Below are 19,628 nucleotides of genomic sequence, written 5' to 3'. Positions count from 1 at the left end.
AAAAGCCTTACCTAATAATCTGACCAGATTATTAGGTAAGGCTCGATGATGCCAAATGACTAAATTTACTAACTCCAGTCCAAGCGTCCCAAGGGCTGAAGGCTATTTGAGTACTTTCAACCTTTAGTATTTAGAAGGCGCCACCACCGGATCCGCCACCAAAACCACCGGAACTGCCGCCAGAAAAGCCACCCGATCCTCCAATAGAGCTACTGCTACTATTGTCTGCCGACTGTAAGGCACTTGACAAGCTATCACCCAGAGCATCACCCAATGGCAATCCAAATCCACCATAGAATAAGGGATAGAAGACGACCAAATCCGTATCCAACGCCTCTGAGCCGAAGTCCACGGCCAGCTTATCAGCTACTTGTTGCGCTAATCCAAAGGCTGCCGCATAGGGCAGAATCTGTTCCCATAGAATTAAATCACCAATCTCGGCAGTATTAAAATGACCAATATCTTTTAGCATGCGCTGAAATCCGGCTAATTCATTAACCTGAGCTAAACCCTTGGCATTGTGTCGCCCAATTCGTTGATAAAACCGATGAACAAGTATCCAGAACGTGATCAAACCGGCAAGACCAATCGCAGTCCCAAATTTACCAACTGTCATTCCCAGCAGCCAGCTGGCCGCCGCAGTAAGTATAATCAAAGCGCTCAAACCTAACCGCGTTCCAATGAGACGTTCGCGTAGGCGTAAGTTTTCTTCATCATAGTAACCGTCCGCCGCAGCATCAATTGGCTCTTGCCACTCACGAAACCACTTATTTAGCTCGCCAGTTTCATCGTTTTTTCCGAACTTTTTCAATTCCTGTAGAGTAAAACTATTATCACTACCGACCTGAGCAAAACATCTCTCAAGAAAACTATTTGTCTGTTCCCCGTTCTTGGTCAATTTCACAGTTGCCTTACGACCATTCTTAACTGGTTCCAACGTAATCTCTTTCCGTGCTGCCGCTGTCAAGATCTCTCCGGCCAAGGCATCCGTATTGGGAGAAGTCCCATCAACTAATGATTGCGCCAATGCTGGCGCAACACTTGGAACATCAAACGCATGGTTAATAGGTGTCGGATGTTCGTATCGGTTCGCCGGGTGACGATGATACCACCACCACGAGCGTGTTCCAAAACCAATCAACAAGGCAACCAATGCCAGGAAAACACCCCAGCGCTGCCACTGCGCCTGTTGACGCTTCTGATTAGCTTGCTGGGCCAGCTTGGCTTCTTGCTGTTGGGCAGCCGCTAAATGCGCCTTAGCGACCTTGTTGGGATTAGTTGACGTCACCGTCGTCGGAAATAACAGGTGACTTTCAACAAATGAATTTGCTGGATTCTGCGCGATCGTCATGATGACTCTTCCGCGCTGACGATCAACCTGCGTGTGTCCAGACAACGGTCCATGTGTCCATGCCTGAAGCTTAGAGATTTTTGTCTGTGGCAGTTGAATTGTTATCTTAACGTGGTTTAACTGCACATCCCAGCCAGTCCCAATGACCTTCCAATTCAATTCCGCAGTATCGCGATAGTTCTTAACGACTCCCCGCAGATGAAATCGGTAGATCACCTTCAGCTGATCACCATCGCTTACAGCCTGATACAGCTTGACCTTCAAGTGCCGCTTAGTTTGTGTTAATTCATAACTGCCATTTTGGCCATCAGTTGCTGCTACCCCGGACACCACGCCGCCATTATTGACTTGATACTGAACACCAGTCACTTTGCCCCCCTGAATCCCGCGTGTATCCTGGATATCAAATACCCCGTGATAGTCGTCATCAAACTTGTACGTCATTGTCTGAGTGACATTGGCATCCCCGTTTTTAAGGACCTGAACGTTCACCTGATATGGTGAAATCGTATAGTCCGCGCTTGCTTGCACGGATTGACCCCACACACAGAACGCCATACCTATTAGTAGGCCTAAAATCAAGCGCCAAAATCCCCGTCGTTTCAGCATCCAACCACTCCTTCTTACTACCCATATTTTAGCATAGCTAGCAGTAAGGCCCAACTTACAATGTGTTTAGTTATGTTAGCTTACCAGACCGACCGCCTGACGCCTAAGTATCCGCCTCGCAATCATTTCACCCACTCATTCATCATTTTTAATGACTACTTAATGGATAAAACGATAGCAAGGCAACATCCTCGCTATCCCACCCACACTCCTGTAGAGTCACAGTTAACCCCGAACAGAAAAAGCCCCTCCGATTACTCGGGGGGACTTTCTCTACATATTCACATACTTCATCTGTTGCTGGCACCGGTTACTCCCCGGTGAATTGACCGTCAAACGGTCTCAATCCAGTTCACCGACTCATTACCTTGGCGCTATCATACACCCAGCTACGAATCGTGCCAATCAATTAGTCCTCAGAAACGAGGTTTTTGGCAGCAACATCGTCAGGCAGTTCTTTGTAATCGAAGTGATCGAACGTAGCGGCTTGACCGTAACCAGCGTAGTCGACAGCGTATAATCCAACAAAGGCACCGGTGAAGAACCCACCAGAGGTCTGTAGGACATAGTCATCAGAGAGGATGGCAGCATCCAGTTCAACTGGAACAGTTTCCCACTTCTTACCATCAAATGAGTATTCGTAAGTGTAAGATTGCTTGCGAACCTTCGTCCGGAACCAAACGTAGTCGGTCCCATTAGGAATGGCAATTGCATCATCCTTCAAGTAAGACGTGTAGTTGTTGTTATCGTTTTGGGCAACTTCGATAACGTGACCCTTCTTTTCATCCCAAGTAATGAAGATTGAAGAATAGTGCTTGTCATTATAGAAGTTAGCCAAACCGGCCATTTGTTGATACGTGTATGGGTCGAACTTAACTTTGGTTTCAGCATCAAAGTTAAATGCTTGCCAACGCCGTGCAACAAAGGAAACATCAAAGTTGCTGGATAAGGATTGGTTACCAACTAGCTTTAATTCACCATTGCCGACCGTCCCCAACTTCTTGGTGAATGGTTGACGTAAGGTGTTCCAGTTCAAGTCGAGTTCTGACTTGTCGAATTCGTCGTGTTGTGAATGGTCTTTAGGTGCTTTTGTCAAGATAGCATCCTTAGGTGCTTCAACCTCAACTTGGCCACCGTGACCGCCAACAACGCGTGGCCAGCCAGCATCGTCCCATTCAACTTTTTGAATGGAAGTTTCACGACCGAGTGTGCTCCACCCACGTGGGTCATAGGCAGATTCGTTCTTGTGGTTCCAAGGACGAGAAACCAATGATGCGTAGTACCATTCGCCACCTGGTGTGTTAACTAAGGCACCATGACCTTGCTTTTGTAAGTAGAAGTCTGGGGTATCCATGTTGGTGATGAATGGACCATCTGGTTCGCTTTCGAAGGATAACTTGTCAAGCGTCTTGGAACGCGCAACAACTTCTTGGTGGGTAAAGACAGTCCCACCTTGGGCAGCAAACAGGTAGTAGTAGCCGTTGATATTGTACAGATGTGGACCTTCAACCAATTTAACGTCGGTCCCATTGTAAAGGTTCCGTGCCGTTTCTGGCTTCAGCTGCATCGTATCAGTGTCAAATTCAGTCAAGGTAATCCCGTCGAATGGGTGGTGATATTCACGGTGATCCCAGGTTTGTTGAACCAGGTACTTGCGACCATCATCGTCATGGAACAAGGAAGCATCGAAACCAACACCGTTGACCTTAATTGGGTCAGTCCATGGTCCGCGGATATCCGTAGCCGTGGTTAAGTAGTTGGTCATGTCCTTAAATGGACCGTCGGTGATCTTAACGTCGGTGTAGATCAACCAGAACTTACCATCGGCGTAGCTCAGGTCTGGTGCCCAAATCCCACCAGATGCTGGGTTACCAACCATGTCCAACAATGTAGTTGTTGAAAGTGGTGATGGCAACAAGTTCCAGTGAACCATGTCCTTTGATGCATGAATCCGGACACCTGGGAACCATTCAAACGTTGAGTTAGCAATGTAATAAGTGTCGTCAACCCGAATCATACTAGGATCCGCGTTAAAACCAGGTAAAACGGGGTTTTGAATCTTCATAAAAGAATCTTCCTTTCCTTAACAAAATTAGTTAACCAGAGCTAGTGACTAGATTTCATCAGTACCAGCATCAAGTTGTGCTTGACGTTCAGCATTGAGTTCTTCGTTCATCCGCTTAACGTCAGCGTCAGACAAGGTGTACTTGCTCATGATCCACATCGCGATCAAAGCAAAGATGATTGGTAACCAGATCATTGACCATTGGATACCCATCAAAGCACCAGAGGTTTGGCTCGTCTTAGTCCCATCAAACTTGAAGAAGGCGTTGATGTAACCAGGAATGATCCCACCAAGTGCTAACCCAATCTTGAAGAACAGACCCATGATGGCGTTGATGATACCAGCCACACGCTTCTTAGACTTGTATTCACCATAAGAAACAACTTCTGGAACCAATGACCACATGTAACCAGTAGCAGCAGTGATCCCCCATTGTTGTAAGAAACGACCAATGTAACCAAGAGCAGTAGCGTTCTTGAAGGCTGGCATAGCCCAAACCCACAGAACTAATGTCCCAATAATGAACAGAGCCAAGAAGGCGTAGAAGAATTGACGTTTCCCGATCTTCTTACGGATGATTGGCCATAAGAATACCAAGAAGATACCAGGAATGGAACCAACCAAGTTGATGGAAGCCATCCATTCGGAGTGACCGATATTGTATTGCATGTAGAATGGCCATACAGTGTTCCCAAAGAACATGAAAGTAAAGCCAATCAGGAAGAATGATCCTAACACTTGCAGTGGCTTGTTTTGCTTAAATTCAACCCACAGGTCGGAATACTTAACAGCAGCGGATTCCTTAGCAGTAGGCAAGACCCGTTCCTTAATCCCGAAGTAAGTGCACATTAACATAATGAAACCAATGACCATGTAGATACCCATAACTAAGAAGTAAGCCTTCCCAGCTTTTGGTGAGGTGTAATCCCCTAAGTTCATGTGAATTCCGAAGAACCCAATATCTTTTGATTGTGGGTTAGGAGAAGCCATTTGAACAAATAATGGCAGGAAAGTGTAGACCAATAAATTACCAATGTTGGCTTCGGTCATACGAACCGTAGTCAAAGTGGAAACTTCATCGTTATCACGCGTTAATGAAGCGTTCAAGGCCCCATAAGGAATGTTAACGAAGGAGTAGATCAAGGCCGTTGCCAAGTAAGCGATGAAGGCATACATAATACTGCCTCGAACGGCATCGATTGGCAAGAAGAGCATTGCGGCGAAGATCGTCATTGGAATCCCACAGTAGATTAAGTAAGGACGGTATTTCCCAGACTTGAAGTTGTGCTTATCAACGAAGGCACCAACCCACGGATCCCAGAAAACGTTAACCCAACGAACAACTAAGAAAATCGTGGCACCAACTGCGGCGGAAATCCCGTAAACAGTGGTTAAGTAGAAAAGTAACATTGACCCAATCGTACCAAAGATTAAGTTTTGAGCTAAATCCCCGGCACCATAACTAATACGCTCGCGCCAAGAAAGTTTGGCAAACTCATCGCGCGGATTGTCTTGAGCCTTTGTGGCATCAGCCTGACTATTTGAGGCCATATGCGAAAACTCCTTTCAAAGGAAAATGTTTGTAACGCCTTTCGTAAGTCAATTGGATTTACGAAAACGTCCGTTGAAATTATGTCATCTGGTTGGTAAATGCAACCAACCAAGGTAGGTAAAAAAATTGCTGAAACTCACATCATTTATTGAACAACTCGGTAAGCTTCACGACCAGTGCTAGCCAGCTTTCCACTTACCTCCCTCTCAAGTCTCATTGCTGAAGCTTGAGAACAACGAACTTAGCATGGCCAAACGCTAACCCGCTGTTTTATTTCGTTAGCTAACTACAACTGCATTGTAATCGCTTCCAGAAGAAATGGCTATCTTATTTCATGACTGTTTTTAGTCAAATTGTGACCTTATTTACAAAATAAAAGCCCGGTAAATTAACCTTTTACCGGACAGAGCTGTTACTTTGTGCACGTGAAACTACTCGAAATAGCCACTTTCCTTAACCGTCCGCACACGCCGCTTTTGCTTCATTTGTCGTTGATACTTGCTTGGCGTTGTGCCGGCCCATTTTTTAAACTGCTTACTAAAATTGGATACGCTGCTCGCCCCCATCAGGTCCGCAACGTCTTCAATCGAATACTCCGGTGACCCCAGTAACATCTTAGCCTTGTTATATTTTTGACTTTCGATGTAGTGAAGTGGCGTGACACCATAAACCTTTTTAAACGTTCGATGCCCGTAACCACTACTGATTCCAATCTTTTGGCAAATATCACCGAAAGTAAAGTTTACCGCTTCATCGCGCTCGATACGTTCCTTGATCATCGTCGCAATCTGTCGACTGGTCTTGGCTTCATTCTCCGTATACTTCTCACCGTGGCGTGACTCATAGCTTTGCAGATTCTCCGTCAGATCATAGAAGAATTCCAAAACGGCAATTTGAATTTTAAGATTAGCCTGTTCCTTACTCAATTTTTGATTGGCACTATAGGCCACCATCTTCTTGGCTGTTCTGACCGCTGACTGCGCAATCGGCTGGTCGGCAGGAATGACCGTATTCGCAATCTTACCGATAATTTCCGACTTCAAGGCTAAATTTTCAATGTTGAAATGGAAACAAATATAAGTCATATCCTGATCTGCGCTGCTATTTTGATTGGTATGCAGCGTTCCCGGGGAAATGATAATGGTATCCCCCGCACCATAATCGTATGTGACTAAATTTTTAATTTCCGTTGTTTGACGGCCATCAATCACGCACATCAACTCAAAAGCTTGGTGTTTCTGTTCAAAAAACTGCCAGCCCCCGGGAACCGTTCGCATATGACCGCCAAATAAGTAGAGACTGGAATCTACGACTGGTAATGAAACAAAGCGCTTCATGATAAAACCTCCTCAGTCTTCACGCCGTCTCCTCTCACCCTGATCAAATGACTCATTCGTTTTGTAACCGTTTTATTGTTATAAACTCATTATAACCGCTAAGTTAGTAAAAATAAACAACCAACCTTAACTGACCGCTCTACTTCAGCCTGCTCGTCCCATCGGCACGCCATTGACAGCCTAAAAAAACTCCTAGTCCAGCGACTAGGAGTTCATGATTTTACTTTTACAGAATTGGTGACAGTAAACGTGATGCCGTTTGCTTAAATTTCAAATACAAGGACTGCTGATCAAACTTCTCTGGCGTGATCAGCTCGCTGTGTGCCATATCTTTTTCATAGATGCCCTCTAATTCACGAGCAATGCCCTCATCGTAAATAAAGGCATTGATTTCGAAATTCAGCTTGAAGCTCCGGTAGTCCATGTTTGCCGACCCCACTGAGGCGATTCGGCCATCCACCACAATCGTCTTGGCGTGGATGAATCCATTGTGATAGTAGTAAATTTTGACGCCATCATCCGCCAACTGACGGGCGTAGTACTGGGTTGCCCGGTACACAAACGCGTGGTCCGGCTTGTCAGGAATCATGATGCGGACATCAATTCCGGCCATGGCCGCGATTCGTAAGGAATCCAAGACACTATCGTCAGGAATTAAATAAGGTGTTTGAATCCACAAGGACTTCTCCGCCGTTTGAATGAGGCGCATATAGCCCATCTTGATCTGTTGCAGGTCAGAATCTGGTCCGCTTGAGACAATCTGAAGACTCGTGTTGCCTTTAACCTTACTCAATGGGAAATAACGGGTGTCAATCTTCCGGTCATTGAAGGGATGGTCCTTATCCGTGGCATTCCAGTCCAACATGAAGCGGGCCTGTAGCGAAAACACCCCTGACCCCACGATCCGCAGATGCGTATCACGCCAATAGCCGAATTTTTCCTTGCGCCCTAAGTACTGATCGCCAATGTTAAACCCTCCGACGTACCCAACCTGACCATCAATCGTCACAACTTTACGGTGATCACGGAAGTTCAGCCGGAAATCAATAACGGCTGAACGCGTCCCCAGGAAGGGTTCCACGTGTCCTCCAACTGCCATTAGCGGCTTGAAGAATCGCTTCCACGTGCCCATCGACCCCCATGGATCGTAGATGACACGGACCTCAACACCGGCAGCGGCCTTTTTGACCAGCAAGTTCAGAATCTCATTTCCAATCTTATCGTTATAAAAGGTGTAAAATTCAATGTGAATACTGGAGTGAGCGCGCTCAATGTCTTCCATCATCGTGTGAAAGAGATCATGCCCGTCCGTAAAAATTTTCACCCGGTTTTGCCGAGCTAGGAATGCCTGATCAGTCTCCATAAACATATTGACCATGTTGATGACCGAGTGGCTAATCTTATCGGCCGGCATAATCTCCGTGCCCAGTTGTTCACGCTGCTGACTCAACCGTTCATTCAGTTGAACCGCCACTTGATGTTGTAATCGAAACATCCGGCCCTTCGGTAACTTTCGTCCAATGAAGGCGTAGGCAATAAAACCCACCACCGGCAATAAGACGAGCACCAACATCCAGGCCCAAGTTGCGGCGATATCGCGCTTTTCTCGAAATACCGTCACCAAGGCTAACGCCGAGTTAATGACGACGACAATTTCAAAGATAAGCATATAATTCACGCTCACGGGTAAACCCTCCTCTACTCTCTGTCTTTTTATCATACGCCAAAACACTCAAAAGTCTTTAGTTTTTTTAAAATTTTCGACTATAATTGCTGTCAATTGCCTCTGAATGAATTCAGAGGCTTGTCGCTCACGTGTCTTACAACACAGTAGTCCAACATGCCTATTAGACACTCCTACTCGTAGTGGCAACATCGTCGGGTAATTGACGGCTACCCGTTTAACTACCAGGTTTACCCGGTAGTTGTTAGCTTTTGAATCTTTGGTCGTTTGACATCGCTCAACCATTCCTGTCCAAGTATCTCAATATTCATTGCGCCCAATCGATCATCATTGCAACGATACTGGCACTGCGCACACCAATACTCGTGCGTGTCATGATGGCGATTAGTCTTCGCAATCAGCCCACACTTTGGACAGCGTTGTGAGGTATATGCTGGTGATACCTTCACGACGGTACTCTGAACCGCTTGCGCTTTATACGTTAGGAATACTTCCAGTTGGAAAAAGGCCCAAGAACGATGGCTGTTACGTAAGGATTTTGGTAAATCTTCGGTATTGAAGGTTACGTTAGTTAAGTCTTCCAAAACAAAAACCGTATGCGAACCGTATAATGCAACGAGTGTCTTAGTCAACCGATGATTCACATCGGCCATCCAGCGGTTCTCTCGTTGGGCCAGTTGCTTCAGCTTCTTCTTGGCTGACTTGGACCCTTTGCTTTGAAGGCGACGCCGATTCTCCAAGAACTTTTTTCGCCGAAGTAGGATCTTCTGGCCATCGAAAAAGGTAGTCTTTCCCAGATGGTCGTGGGCGGTAGCCAAGAAGCGCAAGCCACGGTCAATACCGACAATCTGGGGACTATTTTCTTTGTCAAAATCAGCTACATTCTTAGTGATGCCAATATGTAGGAACCATTTTCCTTGGTTGTGGACCAGTTTGCCAGTCCCTAACTTCCAGTCGCCCTGAAAGTAGTCTTCAAAACCTTTATTGGTAAAAGCTAGCTTCGTTCGCTTCCCAAGGGTGGTGATGGAGATCTGGGTCATGCCATTGACGAAAGAATAATTACTTTGGCGAACCAAATCTGCTTGTGGTCGACGAAACTGAATTGGCTTCACCAACCAGTTCAGGTCTCTAGAAACTTGAGTCCATTTATTTTCTGCGTTCTTGTAGCGGTAAGGATGTTGTTTCATTTGTTCTCGAACAGTCTTATAGCGCGCTGAGACCGTCCGAAAGACAGACTGAATCATCTGGCTATTGAGCTCTGATTTTTGTCTAAATATTTTGTACAGATGGTGATTGATTTTTAGCCAGCTCAACTGAAAATCATGGTCAAAAATCCATTGACTGACAATGTTAGCTAGTCGTTGATACTCCTGGCTCATCGCTAGAAATTGTTCTGCTTGATTAGTGTCCGGATAGAGTCTCAGCTTGATTGTTCGCCCTAATTTAACCAACGGATACCTCCCCTGTAGATTGGGTTAAGTATACCATGTTTAGTCTTCTAGGGGAACGCATGTTTTAAAATGTCGAATTCTGGCATTCATCACGCGATTAAAATCGCAGGTTTTCTGCTTAGTTTTAAATAAATCATTAGGAGGTCTTCCATGTTTACACAGTTCTATACTTTAATCGGCGGCCTGCATGGACTCCACTCTGTGCGCATCTTCCACTGGATATTTCGCGAAAACCCCATGATTGGGACGATTCTGATTGTCGGCCTTGTCCTCTATCTCATCTATCGCTACATGAATCGACGGTAAAACACGTTCACAAAAAGCGCGTCGCTTCCCAACTGAGAAGTTACGCGCTTTACGAATCGTCACCTATCTTAGAACGCAGCAGCTGGGTCACCGTATTGACTGGTCCCACTACTGTAATTAATCTTAACGCCCGCCTGAATGTTAAAGATGTAGACGTTATACGAGACACCTTTGCTTCCAACCGATTGCGCCTGCATGTGAACCCCACGTGCAACCAGTTCGCTACCCCGAAAGACCGGCTCCACCTGATAACGGACGTAATCGCTAGGATGGCTCTTCAAATAACTTGCCACCGGATTCTCGTAAGCCGTCATCCCCGGATCATTGAGTGATCGCGTCCCGGTCATCAAATTTTTCAGGTTATTGTTCTGCCCCGTCAGCTGGTACCCGATCAAATGGCTTCGATTGTATAGATACCCCCGCTTACCATTGACTGTGTACGGTTTATTCTTCCAACCTGTCGGACTGACGTACAGTGGTTCTCGCTTGGCCGTTGGCATTAGTTGCTTATTTAATAATGCGTTTGCCGTTGTGACTCGGTTCAACTTATCCAACGTCCCGTAAGTGGCCCAACCACCCTTCTTGGTGGACAGTTGCGACTGACTAAACGTGGGCTTGTTGTGATTGACTGCAACAATTTGGGTTCCTTGATATTTTTGCTGTGCCAACGCCTTACTTGCGACTGATTGCTTCGGTGCGCTGTTGGTCGCATTGTCAGTAGACTGGCTGCTAGCTGATGTCCCTACGACCTTGTTGACGGCAGTCGTCAGATGCCGTGCCGTCGAGTTACCCTGACTACCCATACTGCCGATAGCCCCAATAAAAATCAGCAGGATTGCTGCATAAATAGAAATACGACTTCCCCGTCGACCCCGGCGATTGTGCCGTTTACTCATAATCAAATTCCCCTCTCAAATGCCATGATGCGCTTAAGTTATATTTTATCAGAAAAACATGTGTTCGTCTTTGCTTTTCCAAATTCCACCAATTTTGTTACGGGAACTTAACGCTTTTTTAACGGAGCGTTCCGGTTTTTCCGGAAGCCAGCATGCTATACTGTTGGAGAACGGGGAGCACGCTATTTGTACGCGGACTCTAAAACTGTTATCATTTTTGATGAGGTGATTGGATTATGAAGAAGACCCGGACACTGGCTGCCGTCTTTAGCCTATTGGCCATTTTGACCATTGGCTTAGCCGGCTGCAGCAGTAAGAGTAGTAAATCGGGGAGTACCCAACAAGCAAGTTTTAAAAACAAAACGACGAAGAAGGCCGACGTGAAGTCGACGTTGACTAACTCAACCAAGCTCTGGTACGTGACCGGTGCGGTCAACGCCAAGAGTAATTCCGGGATGGAAGCCTACCGCTTTAACAAAGACGGTAAGGTAACGGTCTACAACGTCAACAAATTCTACAAGACCTATGCTGCCGCCAAGAAAGCTAATGCATTGAACAAGTCTGGCGAGTTGAACACGACCTTCAAGACTAAGGGTGACAATACTGTCATCAACTTCAAAGGTAAGCTGTCCGACATTCCGATGACACAAAAGTTCACCGTTAAGAAGACGCTGACTGGCACCAACAAGGCCACCAAGCTGAAAGTCGCCGGTTACCACATTTCGCGCGATATCGACAACGATGTCACCCAAGCCGTTATGGTCAAGGTTGGCAACTAATTAATTGGGTAGTCATGTAATCCGAAACGACGCCGCAAATGTGGTGTCGTTTTTTAGTTTGGAGGCGGTCGTCATGAAAAGAATATTATCCGGATTATGCGGCCTTCTGCTAATTGGCGGCGTCTTACTCTACCAACAGTTTCGCCATGTCAGCGGAATTGCTATGTTAGAGACCGGCATCTTAGGGATTGCGGCAATCTTAGGAGTACTCCACCTCATTAGCCATTGGCGTAACCGCTAGTTTGTTTCACGTGGAACACAACGGCTGACAGTACCCACACTTTGGGTTATGATAGGGCCTAAAGGAGTGTGATGACAGATGTTAAAACATAAATGTTTACCAATTGCTGCCCCACTGGATCAAGAGGATATTCATCGGCTCACCGACCTAATCAGTGACAAAAGCTGGATCATTCCGGCCACGGTCCTCTTGCAAGTCATCCCTGTAACGGTCGCGGCTCACGGATTCTGGAAGAATCGTCAACTGAAGACACAACTACGGATTGAACGCGAACGTACGAAGCAAATGCAGATTGATCGCTTCCGTCCGGGTTACCACGATGGTCAACCGCACCCACTCGTTGCTCACCCCCACCACGGACTCTTTCATCATTAAATTCTGAAACTAACAGATACGACACTTATAAATGAAAAGTCACCGACTAAAATTTAGTTGGCGACTTTTTAATTTAAACAATTGTATTTTAGTTATGGCATTCATAAATTATCGTATTTATTTTCAAATATAGCCCCCTGACTCACCCATAATTCAGTAATAAATGTGCCTAATCAATTAGAAAAAGGTAATATAATGCCTGAATTGACCGCATTCACTCAAATTTAAAGTAATAACTAATTGTTTATATCAATAATCCGGATTTTTTCTTCACAATTTCTTCATATTTTCGATTTAAGATGAGTTTAATTCAGAAACCGATTTAACCAACTTTATTTTTGTCATTAACGATGACATGCCGTTGCCTAACCAAGCAACGACCGCCGCTTCCTAACCAGGGGCGGCTTTTTAATTTTCCGCGTAGATTTTCGGAAGTAAAAAAGTATCTCAACATGACTGTCAAGATACTTTCCATCTTAATTATTGTAAGGAATCCCAAGCAGGTAAGGCCCGAGGCGTTGTCGCTAACACAGCTTGTTGTTCAGGGGTCAAGAAACGCTTGTGAACGACGACTTCATAGACAAAATCATCCATCCAGTCATCCGTCATCACAAAGTAACCCTTGTCGCCATTCTTCTCACCCCAACTATTTTCAACCTTCCAACGCGTCGAGTCATCAGCAACTAAGTCAACCCCGGTCAGCGTCATCGCGTGGGTCACTTCGGCCTCACCCGTTGCCAGCCGTTGCGCCTTTGTCAGACTCAGGTCAATGCCAAACAAGTCGGCCGTCTTAAACAATTGACTATCGAGGAATCCCCGTTCACGACTCATCTGTTGTAAGACATCGTTGCCAAACCAAACGGCCTCACCACTCTGTAATTGGGCGATTGCCGTCCGCTTCAACTCTGCCATCGGCAGGTTCAAGAAGGTAATGTGCTTGCCACCAACGATATTATCCTGGCTGGGTAAGCTATACAACTGATCAAATGGCTTGTCTGGTGAATTGGAGATCACAACATAGTCGTCCAAATCAATATCAAAGTATTTTTCAAAAAAGCCCCGGGGCGTTAAGCCAGCATCGCGGTGATACTGGTGCTTATCGTCCTTGTATTCGAGATCAAACGTTGTCGGTGGTTCGCCAAATGAATAGGCCGCCATCCGATAAACTTCCTTCAAGGCTTGGGCCCGCGTCGTCGCAATCTGATCTTCAGTGGCACCATCAGCCACCAACTGCCGTAAGGCTAATGCATCCTTACGCAGCTTCAGGTTCAGCGTGGTTGCAAAACCAGTCGTGTCGTTGGTGTTAAAGGATTCTGGCATTGCACTGGTGGGAACGACCCCGTATTTTTGAACAAGTGCGGCCCCCATGGCCCACTGACCACCGTCATCACCAGGTCGGCTCAGGTAGAACGCAACTTCCCGATCATCGATTGGCTTGTCCGCCGTCCGTAAAATATTGTCATAAAAGATATTGGCCCGTTCAACCTTATCCCAGAAGAACAGGTAACTCTGTGACAGTTCAAAATCCTTCACATTATACTTCGCCGCAAATTGATGGCGAATTGTATTCAAAGTGGAGAAGAGCCAGCAACGACCAGAATGCTTTTGATTAGAGACCTTCCCGGTATCAAGTTCCACGGAAAAGGTTCGGTTCAATCGCACGGCCGCTTGTGGATCCTCAGCAGCAGCGAGCACCCCGTTTTTAATGACCGCCCGGCTCACGACGTCGTGGGCAGGCTGTTGCTGGAGATCAGCGTGTAAATCCGCCGTTTCGGCAGCAGTTAATTCATGATCGGTCTTGTTTTCTGACATAAAATGACTCCTCTCTCAAATGGCTTACAAGAAATCTCATTGAAATCTCATAATTTAATCTAAATTCATTCTAACCCTTTCCCGGGATGGACGCAATTAATCTTGGCAACTCATACAAAGAGAGTGGGACAAAAGACGGTTAGCTGACGAGCATTAAGGCTGATAGCGGAGTCAGCGGCCTTCTGTCCCACGTTTCAGCAATATAGTTTAGAAGAGCGAAAAAAGAGTCTGGGGTTTTATCCCAGGCTCCTCGCACCCCACCAGCGTTTAGGCGCCTTCGTGTGGTGCTAACTTATGGTCAAATTGATCCTTGTCGTAATCCGGCTGATTTGAAATATGCATCGCTGACTGCAATCTGACAACTAAGAAATGCCACATTGCTGGCGTGATCCCCAGTTCATCCAGGTCCTGTTCGGAAATAGTGTAGCGAATGCCAGCTTCATCATCGGTCTCAACCTTTTGAACCCAGTTGGGCTCCCGCAACATTTCGCGACCCAATGCCACAAAATCGATGCCAGCAGCCATGACTGCCTCCGCATCGGCCGGTTTTTCCACGGATCCAACGGCAATCAATGGTAATCGACCCGCAACCTGTCGCTTAATCTTCAAGATCAGCGGTTCCGTATCGGCCTGGTCATTAAGTGATGTCCGCCAAGTGTACCCCATCGAGATATGCAGATAATCCAACGGTTGGCCACACAAGACATCCACCAGATGCAGCGTATCAGCCAGTCGAATTCCGGGCCTCTCAATCTCTTCGGGTGAGAGCCGGTAGCCGAGAATAAATGGCCGGTCGGCATACTGCACGATCACCTCGTGGCACCGTTTGATCACGGCCAATGCGAAACTCATTCGGCCATCAACATCGCCGCCCCACTTATCGGTTCGCCGATTAGAGTGCGGAGAGAAAAACTGTTGCAACAGATAAGTATTCGCCCCATGGAGTTCGACGCCATCGAATCCAGCTAGGATAGCCCGCCGTGTGGCGTCACCAAAGTCCGTGATAATTTGATTAATCTCGTCGCTGGTCAGCTCACGGGGCACCTCGGCATTTGGTCGTTCGGCAGCGACGACACTCGCACTGACGGGCCGTTCACCACGTAAAACTTTAGAATTCGACATGCGCCCCGCATGGAAGATCTGTAGAATCGCCTTGGTGCCATTCTGTTTCATAGCACTGGCCATCTTCGTTAAACCAGGCAGGTAGCGATCATCGGTAATGGCCAGCTCACCCTCGAATCCCTTACCACTCACTGAAACATTAGCGACGGGAGAAATGAACAGTCCCGCACCACCGCTATGCATCCGAAAATACCGAAGCTCATCGGACGTGATCGACCCTTCCTCAAAACCTGAGGCTTCGGTCATTGGCGGAATAACCACCCGGTTCTTTACTTTGACGCCGTTCGCAAACGTATAGGGTTCAAGAAACTTGTACTTTTTACGCATCTGAATTCACCTTTCCTACCTATTCTGAAGAATCCTAACTGAATAATTCCAGTATAGTTTGATAAATCACAAAGTCGAATACTTTTGTGATACCGTTTTCAGAACCGAATGGTTATACTAATAGTGAGGTGATTACCATGGCATTCAGTACCACGCGACTCGCCGAAATTCTAACGGCAGTTAAAAATTTGGGGAGTATCACAGCCGCTTCCCAGCATCTATTCGTTTCTCAACCCTATATCAGCCGGACGATTAAGGAAGCTGAACAGCAACTTGGTATTCAGCTGATCGACCGGACAACTAAGCCCACTCGCTTGACCTATGCCGGCGCCCAATACCTCGCTGGCCTCCAAAAGATTAAACAACAACTCAGTGACCTCGACCAAACTATGCACGAACTTGCACAATCCAAATCTGGCCATCTCTCAATTGCCCTATCCGAAAGTATGGCCACTCAAATTCTTCCCGAACTGGGTAGTCAATTTCTCCAAGAATATCCGCAGTACCACCTCGATATCCACGAAATGCCTTCGCTCGCAGCAGAAAAAGCCGTGACCGACAACCAAAGTGATGTCTACATCGGCCCTAAATCGGCGCACCACAGTGCATTTTTCTATCGCATCATGCACAATCAATCTTTCAGCATCCTAGTACCAACGGCTTATCCCTTCTCATTGCCCCAGGTCACGCATGCCCAGCAATTAACCTCACTCCTCCATCAGCCCTTTATCGGCTGTAACTTCCAGATGGTGCTGGGCGAAATCACACGACACTTTATGGCAGAAAATCACCTCTTCTTGCAGCCTGCCCTGACGTTGAACAGCCTCTCGACGATTCAGCAACTGGTTGAACATGGCTGCGGCTGGACCCTCCTACCCACACCAGCGGTGATCGCTCCGACTGTCCGATCCATCCCCCTCGATCCGCATCTATTGACCTACCAACTCATCATGGCTCACCGGACCAGCAAGGAAAACACACCGGAAATGATGGCCTTTCTGCATGTTGCCCAAAATGTCTTCGATATCGATCCTGCGACGCAAATTAAACACCGTGACGACTAAAAAAGTGACGTAACCGCCACTTTTCTTAATCCTATTATTGGGGTGCTAAACCCTTTTCTATAAATTCAATAATAGTTGGTGCAGCAACGGTTACATCTTCTGGGAGTAAAACGACCCGCACCAATTCCGTAAGCATTGTCCCAATCATGAATTGCGCAGTCCGCGAATCAGGCCAGTCAACCAGCTCACCACTAGCCTTTAGTCGATCCAACACCGGAAATAAATTATCCTGAAGTAGCGGCGTCGCGTACATCACAAATTGACTTCTTAAGTCATTTCTTACCGAAACCTCGCGAATCAAAATTCGCAGGATGGCACCATTCTCCTTCATAAAGGCGAGACGGTCCTCAACGATTGCACGAAGCATTTCGTGACGGGTTAGATACGGCTGCGCCACCACTTGCTGGGCAAACTCCTGGATCAGGTTGGGCAAGACCTGGGTCATGAAAGGGGCCAACACCCCTGCTAGCAGTTCATCCTTATTCTTATATCGCCGATACACGGTTCCTTCAGCAACACCGGCCTTTTCAGCAATCTGCTTGGTCGTCGTATTGTCAAACCCCTGCTGTGCAAAGAGTTCCAGACTCGCCGCTAGGACCTGCTGTTGTTTGGGCGGAATATCACCATTCGCCGCCATGACGGCCTGAAACGCCGCGCTAACACTCGTATCTTTTTCCATCTTAGACCCTCCGATAACGCTTCATGCCAACGACATTCAAAACGGTGAAAAGAACCGCAAACAGTACCAGAATGCTTAACTCCCCGGCAATGCCAGCGAAGCCCACACCCCGGGTAGCGACATTCATCAAGGCATTTCCGCCATAGTAGAGTGGGAAGATGTGCGCAATCCACTGCAGCCAGTTAGCCATCTGGTCGACCGGAATCAACCCAGAGAAGAAGACCTGTGGAATCACGAGAATCGGGATGAATTGCATCATTTGAAATTCCGAATTGGCAAAGGTTGATACGAAGATCCCCATGGATAAGGCCACCAGTGCCAAAAGAAAGTTAATCAAGAGAATCAGCCAGACACTCCCAATCATATGGATCCGAAAGACTGTCAACGCAAAGGTGACGGTGATTACGGTCTGAACCAACGCGAACAACCCATACCCCATCAGATAACCAGTGATAATCTCCCCACGGCGAATCGGTGTCGCCAGCAAGCGTGTCAATGTTCCCGTCGTCCGTTCGTTTAGCAGCGAGATCCCTGAGATTAGGAAGACGAAGAAGAACACAAAGAATCCCAATAGAATTGGCAGGAACGTGTCAAAGAAAGTTGAGTCCGAACTGCCATAGAGATAGTGGCTCGTGATGCTGTAAGTTGTCGGCGCCTTGAGCTTCGTCTGTTGCGATTGAACTGGCAGTGTACCCGTCTTCGCACCCTGAGCAGCCGCCATCTTTTGTTGTTGCGCAACTAAGGTCTGCAACACTTTGGCCTGTTGTTGCAAGGCCTTTTTCTGAGCTTGCGTCGCGGCAGCCAAAGCTTGAACTTTGATCTTCGTCAGACCGCCCTGCAACGCCTGACGCACCAGAGCCGAGTCGCTGGGCTGGCTGTTCTGATACGTCACCGTCAGCTTACCATCCTTTTGCTTGATGAAGGCAGCGAGATTGTCCTCTCGCACCTTATCCTTCGCCGTTGCGTTGGCGCTATAGTGGGTTATTTTAACATGCTTGTTTTTGATGGCTGTGACCACCGTCGTATCCACTCGACTGACGCCAATCTTCGCCACGGTATCCGAACTCGTGTTGAAGAGAAAATACATCAACGTCAGGATGAACAGGGGTGCGATGAACATCAGTGCCAGCGTCCGTTTGTCCCGGATCATTTCACGTAAAACACGTTTAAAGATTGCGATGACTCTCATCTTGTAGTCGCCCCGCTTTCAAAAAGACTTGTTCGATCGTTGTCACATCATAATCCTTTTCCAACTGTGCCGGCGTCCCTTGCGCCAAAGCGATCCCCTCACGAATCAACATGAGGTAATCGCAGTGTTCGGCCTCATCCATCACGTGCGTCGTGACCAGTATCGACTTGCCTTGCGCCTTAAGTTGATAGAGTTCCGACCAAATTTGTTGCCGTAATTCGGGATCAATCCCTACGGTCGGTTCATCCAGGATTAATAGCTCTGGGTCTTGAACCAACGCAATGGCCAAAGACAACCGCCGCTTCATCCCCCCGGAATACGCCGACACGCGGCGATCAAGGGCATCATTTAAATTCACAACCTGAGCCGCATGTGCGATGGCCCCCGTCAAATCCTTTTTCGGAACGCTCATCAATTCAGCAAAAAATCGAATGTTCTCCCGCGCCGTTAAGTCCTCGTAGAGTGCATCGCTCTGGGCCATGTAGCCAATGCGCTGCATGACTTTGCGGTTCGGCATCGCCGTTCCCAATACCGTCGTCGTCCCAGCATCAACCTTCTCCATCCCCAGGATCGCCTTGACCAACGTCGTCTTACCGGCACCCGAGGGACCAATCAGCCCCATGATCTGGCCAACGGGTAGTTGTAAACTGATTTTTTTGAGCACGGGATTGTTGCCGAACTTCTTCGCCACATCTCGTACGTCAATCGTGTTGGTTGCCATGTTAACTCCTCCTAACTTGCTTCTCATCATGAGCGTGTGCTCACTCATTTACGAACTAAGCATACGAC

The 19,628-nt window shown here is 47.1% G+C and carries 17 protein-coding genes; 5 read left to right on the top strand and 12 right to left on the bottom strand.

Annotation, left to right across the window (positions count from 1 at the left end; translation table 11 throughout):
• Positions 1–130: 130 nt before the first annotated feature.
• The 6 genes from ACKTSF_RS08345 to ACKTSF_RS08320 all read right to left on the bottom strand — a co-directional run bounded on the left by ACKTSF_RS08345 (position 131) and on the right by ACKTSF_RS08320 (position 10,049).
• On the bottom strand, positions 131–1,960 hold the full coding sequence (locus ACKTSF_RS08345) for a DUF2207 family protein (RefSeq protein ID WP_407888424.1): 1,830 nt from the start codon (positions 1,958–1,960) through the stop codon (positions 131–133).
• A gap of 409 nt (positions 1,961–2,369) precedes the next feature.
• Complete coding sequence (locus ACKTSF_RS08340) at positions 2,370–4,025, bottom strand: glycoside hydrolase family 43 protein (protein ID WP_407888422.1); 1,656 nt, start codon at positions 4,023–4,025, stop codon at positions 2,370–2,372.
• Positions 4,026–4,073: 48 nt separating this feature from the next.
• On the bottom strand, positions 4,074–5,576 hold the full coding sequence (locus ACKTSF_RS08335; protein WP_407888420.1) for an MFS transporter: 1,503 nt from the start codon (positions 5,574–5,576) through the stop codon (positions 4,074–4,076).
• Between the two features lie 432 nt (positions 5,577–6,008).
• Complete coding sequence (locus tag ACKTSF_RS08330; RefSeq protein ID WP_407888418.1) at positions 6,009–6,914, bottom strand: helix-turn-helix domain-containing protein; 906 nt, start codon at positions 6,912–6,914, stop codon at positions 6,009–6,011.
• 226 nt (positions 6,915–7,140) lie between these two features.
• Positions 7,141–8,598: a cardiolipin synthase gene (gene cls, locus ACKTSF_RS08325; RefSeq protein WP_407888416.1), complete on the bottom strand. Its 1,458-nt coding sequence runs from the start codon at positions 8,596–8,598 to the stop codon at positions 7,141–7,143.
• 230 nt (positions 8,599–8,828) lie between these two features.
• Positions 8,829–10,049, bottom strand: coding sequence for an RNA-guided endonuclease TnpB family protein (locus ACKTSF_RS08320; protein WP_407888415.1), 1,221 nt, complete (start codon positions 10,047–10,049; stop codon positions 8,829–8,831).
• Between the two features lie 150 nt (positions 10,050–10,199).
• Here ACKTSF_RS08320 and ACKTSF_RS08315 point away from each other — a divergent pair, with 150 nt between their 5' ends.
• Positions 10,200–10,355, top strand: coding sequence for a hypothetical protein (locus tag ACKTSF_RS08315; protein ID WP_164508900.1), 156 nt, complete (start codon positions 10,200–10,202; stop codon positions 10,353–10,355).
• A gap of 68 nt (positions 10,356–10,423) precedes the next feature.
• On the opposite strand, the gene ACKTSF_RS08310 is transcribed toward ACKTSF_RS08315, so the two are convergent.
• Complete coding sequence (locus ACKTSF_RS08310; protein ID WP_407888412.1) at positions 10,424–11,251, bottom strand: DNA/RNA non-specific endonuclease; 828 nt, start codon at positions 11,249–11,251, stop codon at positions 10,424–10,426.
• A 236-nt stretch (positions 11,252–11,487) separates the two neighbouring features.
• Between ACKTSF_RS08310 and ACKTSF_RS08305 the strand changes: the two genes are divergently transcribed.
• The 3 genes from ACKTSF_RS08305 to ACKTSF_RS08295 all read left to right on the top strand — a co-directional run bounded on the left by ACKTSF_RS08305 (position 11,488) and on the right by ACKTSF_RS08295 (position 12,646).
• The gene (locus ACKTSF_RS08305) at positions 11,488–12,030 is read left to right on the top strand and encodes a hypothetical protein (protein WP_407888411.1); all 543 of its coding nucleotides are present in this window, start codon (positions 11,488–11,490) and stop codon (positions 12,028–12,030) included.
• 73 nt (positions 12,031–12,103) lie between these two features.
• Positions 12,104–12,271, top strand: coding sequence for a hypothetical protein (locus ACKTSF_RS08300; RefSeq protein WP_407888409.1), 168 nt, complete (start codon positions 12,104–12,106; stop codon positions 12,269–12,271).
• A 78-nt stretch (positions 12,272–12,349) separates the two neighbouring features.
• Positions 12,350–12,646: a transposase gene (locus ACKTSF_RS08295; RefSeq protein ID WP_407888407.1), complete on the top strand. Its 297-nt coding sequence runs from the start codon at positions 12,350–12,352 to the stop codon at positions 12,644–12,646.
• Between the two features lie 480 nt (positions 12,647–13,126).
• On the opposite strand, the gene ACKTSF_RS08290 is transcribed toward ACKTSF_RS08295, so the two are convergent.
• Both ACKTSF_RS08290 and ACKTSF_RS08285 read right to left on the bottom strand, forming a co-directional pair.
• Positions 13,127–14,458 carry a C1 family peptidase gene (locus ACKTSF_RS08290; RefSeq protein ID WP_407888405.1) on the bottom strand — a complete coding sequence of 444 codons (1,332 nt, stop codon included), beginning with the start codon at positions 14,456–14,458 and terminating at the stop codon, positions 13,127–13,129.
• 267 nt (positions 14,459–14,725) lie between these two features.
• Positions 14,726–15,907 (bottom strand): NADH-dependent flavin oxidoreductase, encoded by a 1,182-nt coding sequence (locus tag ACKTSF_RS08285; RefSeq protein WP_407888403.1) that lies wholly within the window; start codon positions 15,905–15,907, stop codon positions 14,726–14,728.
• A gap of 137 nt (positions 15,908–16,044) precedes the next feature.
• Between ACKTSF_RS08285 and ACKTSF_RS08280 the strand changes: the two genes are divergently transcribed.
• A complete protein-coding gene (locus tag ACKTSF_RS08280; protein ID WP_407888401.1) occupies positions 16,045–16,971 on the top strand; it encodes a LysR family transcriptional regulator in 927 nt (308 codons plus the stop codon).
• Positions 16,972–17,005: 34 nt separating this feature from the next.
• Here ACKTSF_RS08280 and ACKTSF_RS08275 read toward each other — a convergent pair whose 3' ends face one another.
• Genes ACKTSF_RS08275 through ACKTSF_RS08265 form a run of 3 tightly spaced genes read right to left on the bottom strand, consistent with a single transcriptional unit; the run spans position 17,006 to position 19,560 of the window.
• The gene (locus tag ACKTSF_RS08275; protein ID WP_407888399.1) at positions 17,006–17,650 is read right to left on the bottom strand and encodes a TetR/AcrR family transcriptional regulator; all 645 of its coding nucleotides are present in this window, start codon (positions 17,648–17,650) and stop codon (positions 17,006–17,008) included.
• Position 17,651: 1 nt separating this feature from the next.
• On the bottom strand, positions 17,652–18,839 hold the full coding sequence (locus ACKTSF_RS08270; protein ID WP_407888397.1) for an ABC transporter permease: 1,188 nt from the start codon (positions 18,837–18,839) through the stop codon (positions 17,652–17,654).
• Entirely contained in the window at positions 18,817–19,560 is a 744-nt protein-coding gene (locus ACKTSF_RS08265) for an ABC transporter ATP-binding protein (protein ID WP_407888395.1), read from the bottom strand. Before ACKTSF_RS08265 ends, ACKTSF_RS08270 begins: the two co-directional genes overlap by 23 nt.
• Between the last annotated feature and the right edge of the window lie 68 nt (positions 19,561–19,628).

Origin of the sequence: Levilactobacillus muriae (assembly GCF_045862015.1) — a bacterium.
GTDB classification, from domain to species: domain Bacteria; phylum Bacillota; class Bacilli; order Lactobacillales; family Lactobacillaceae; genus Levilactobacillus; species Levilactobacillus muriae.
This window is presented reverse-complemented; position numbering and strand designations above follow the sequence as displayed.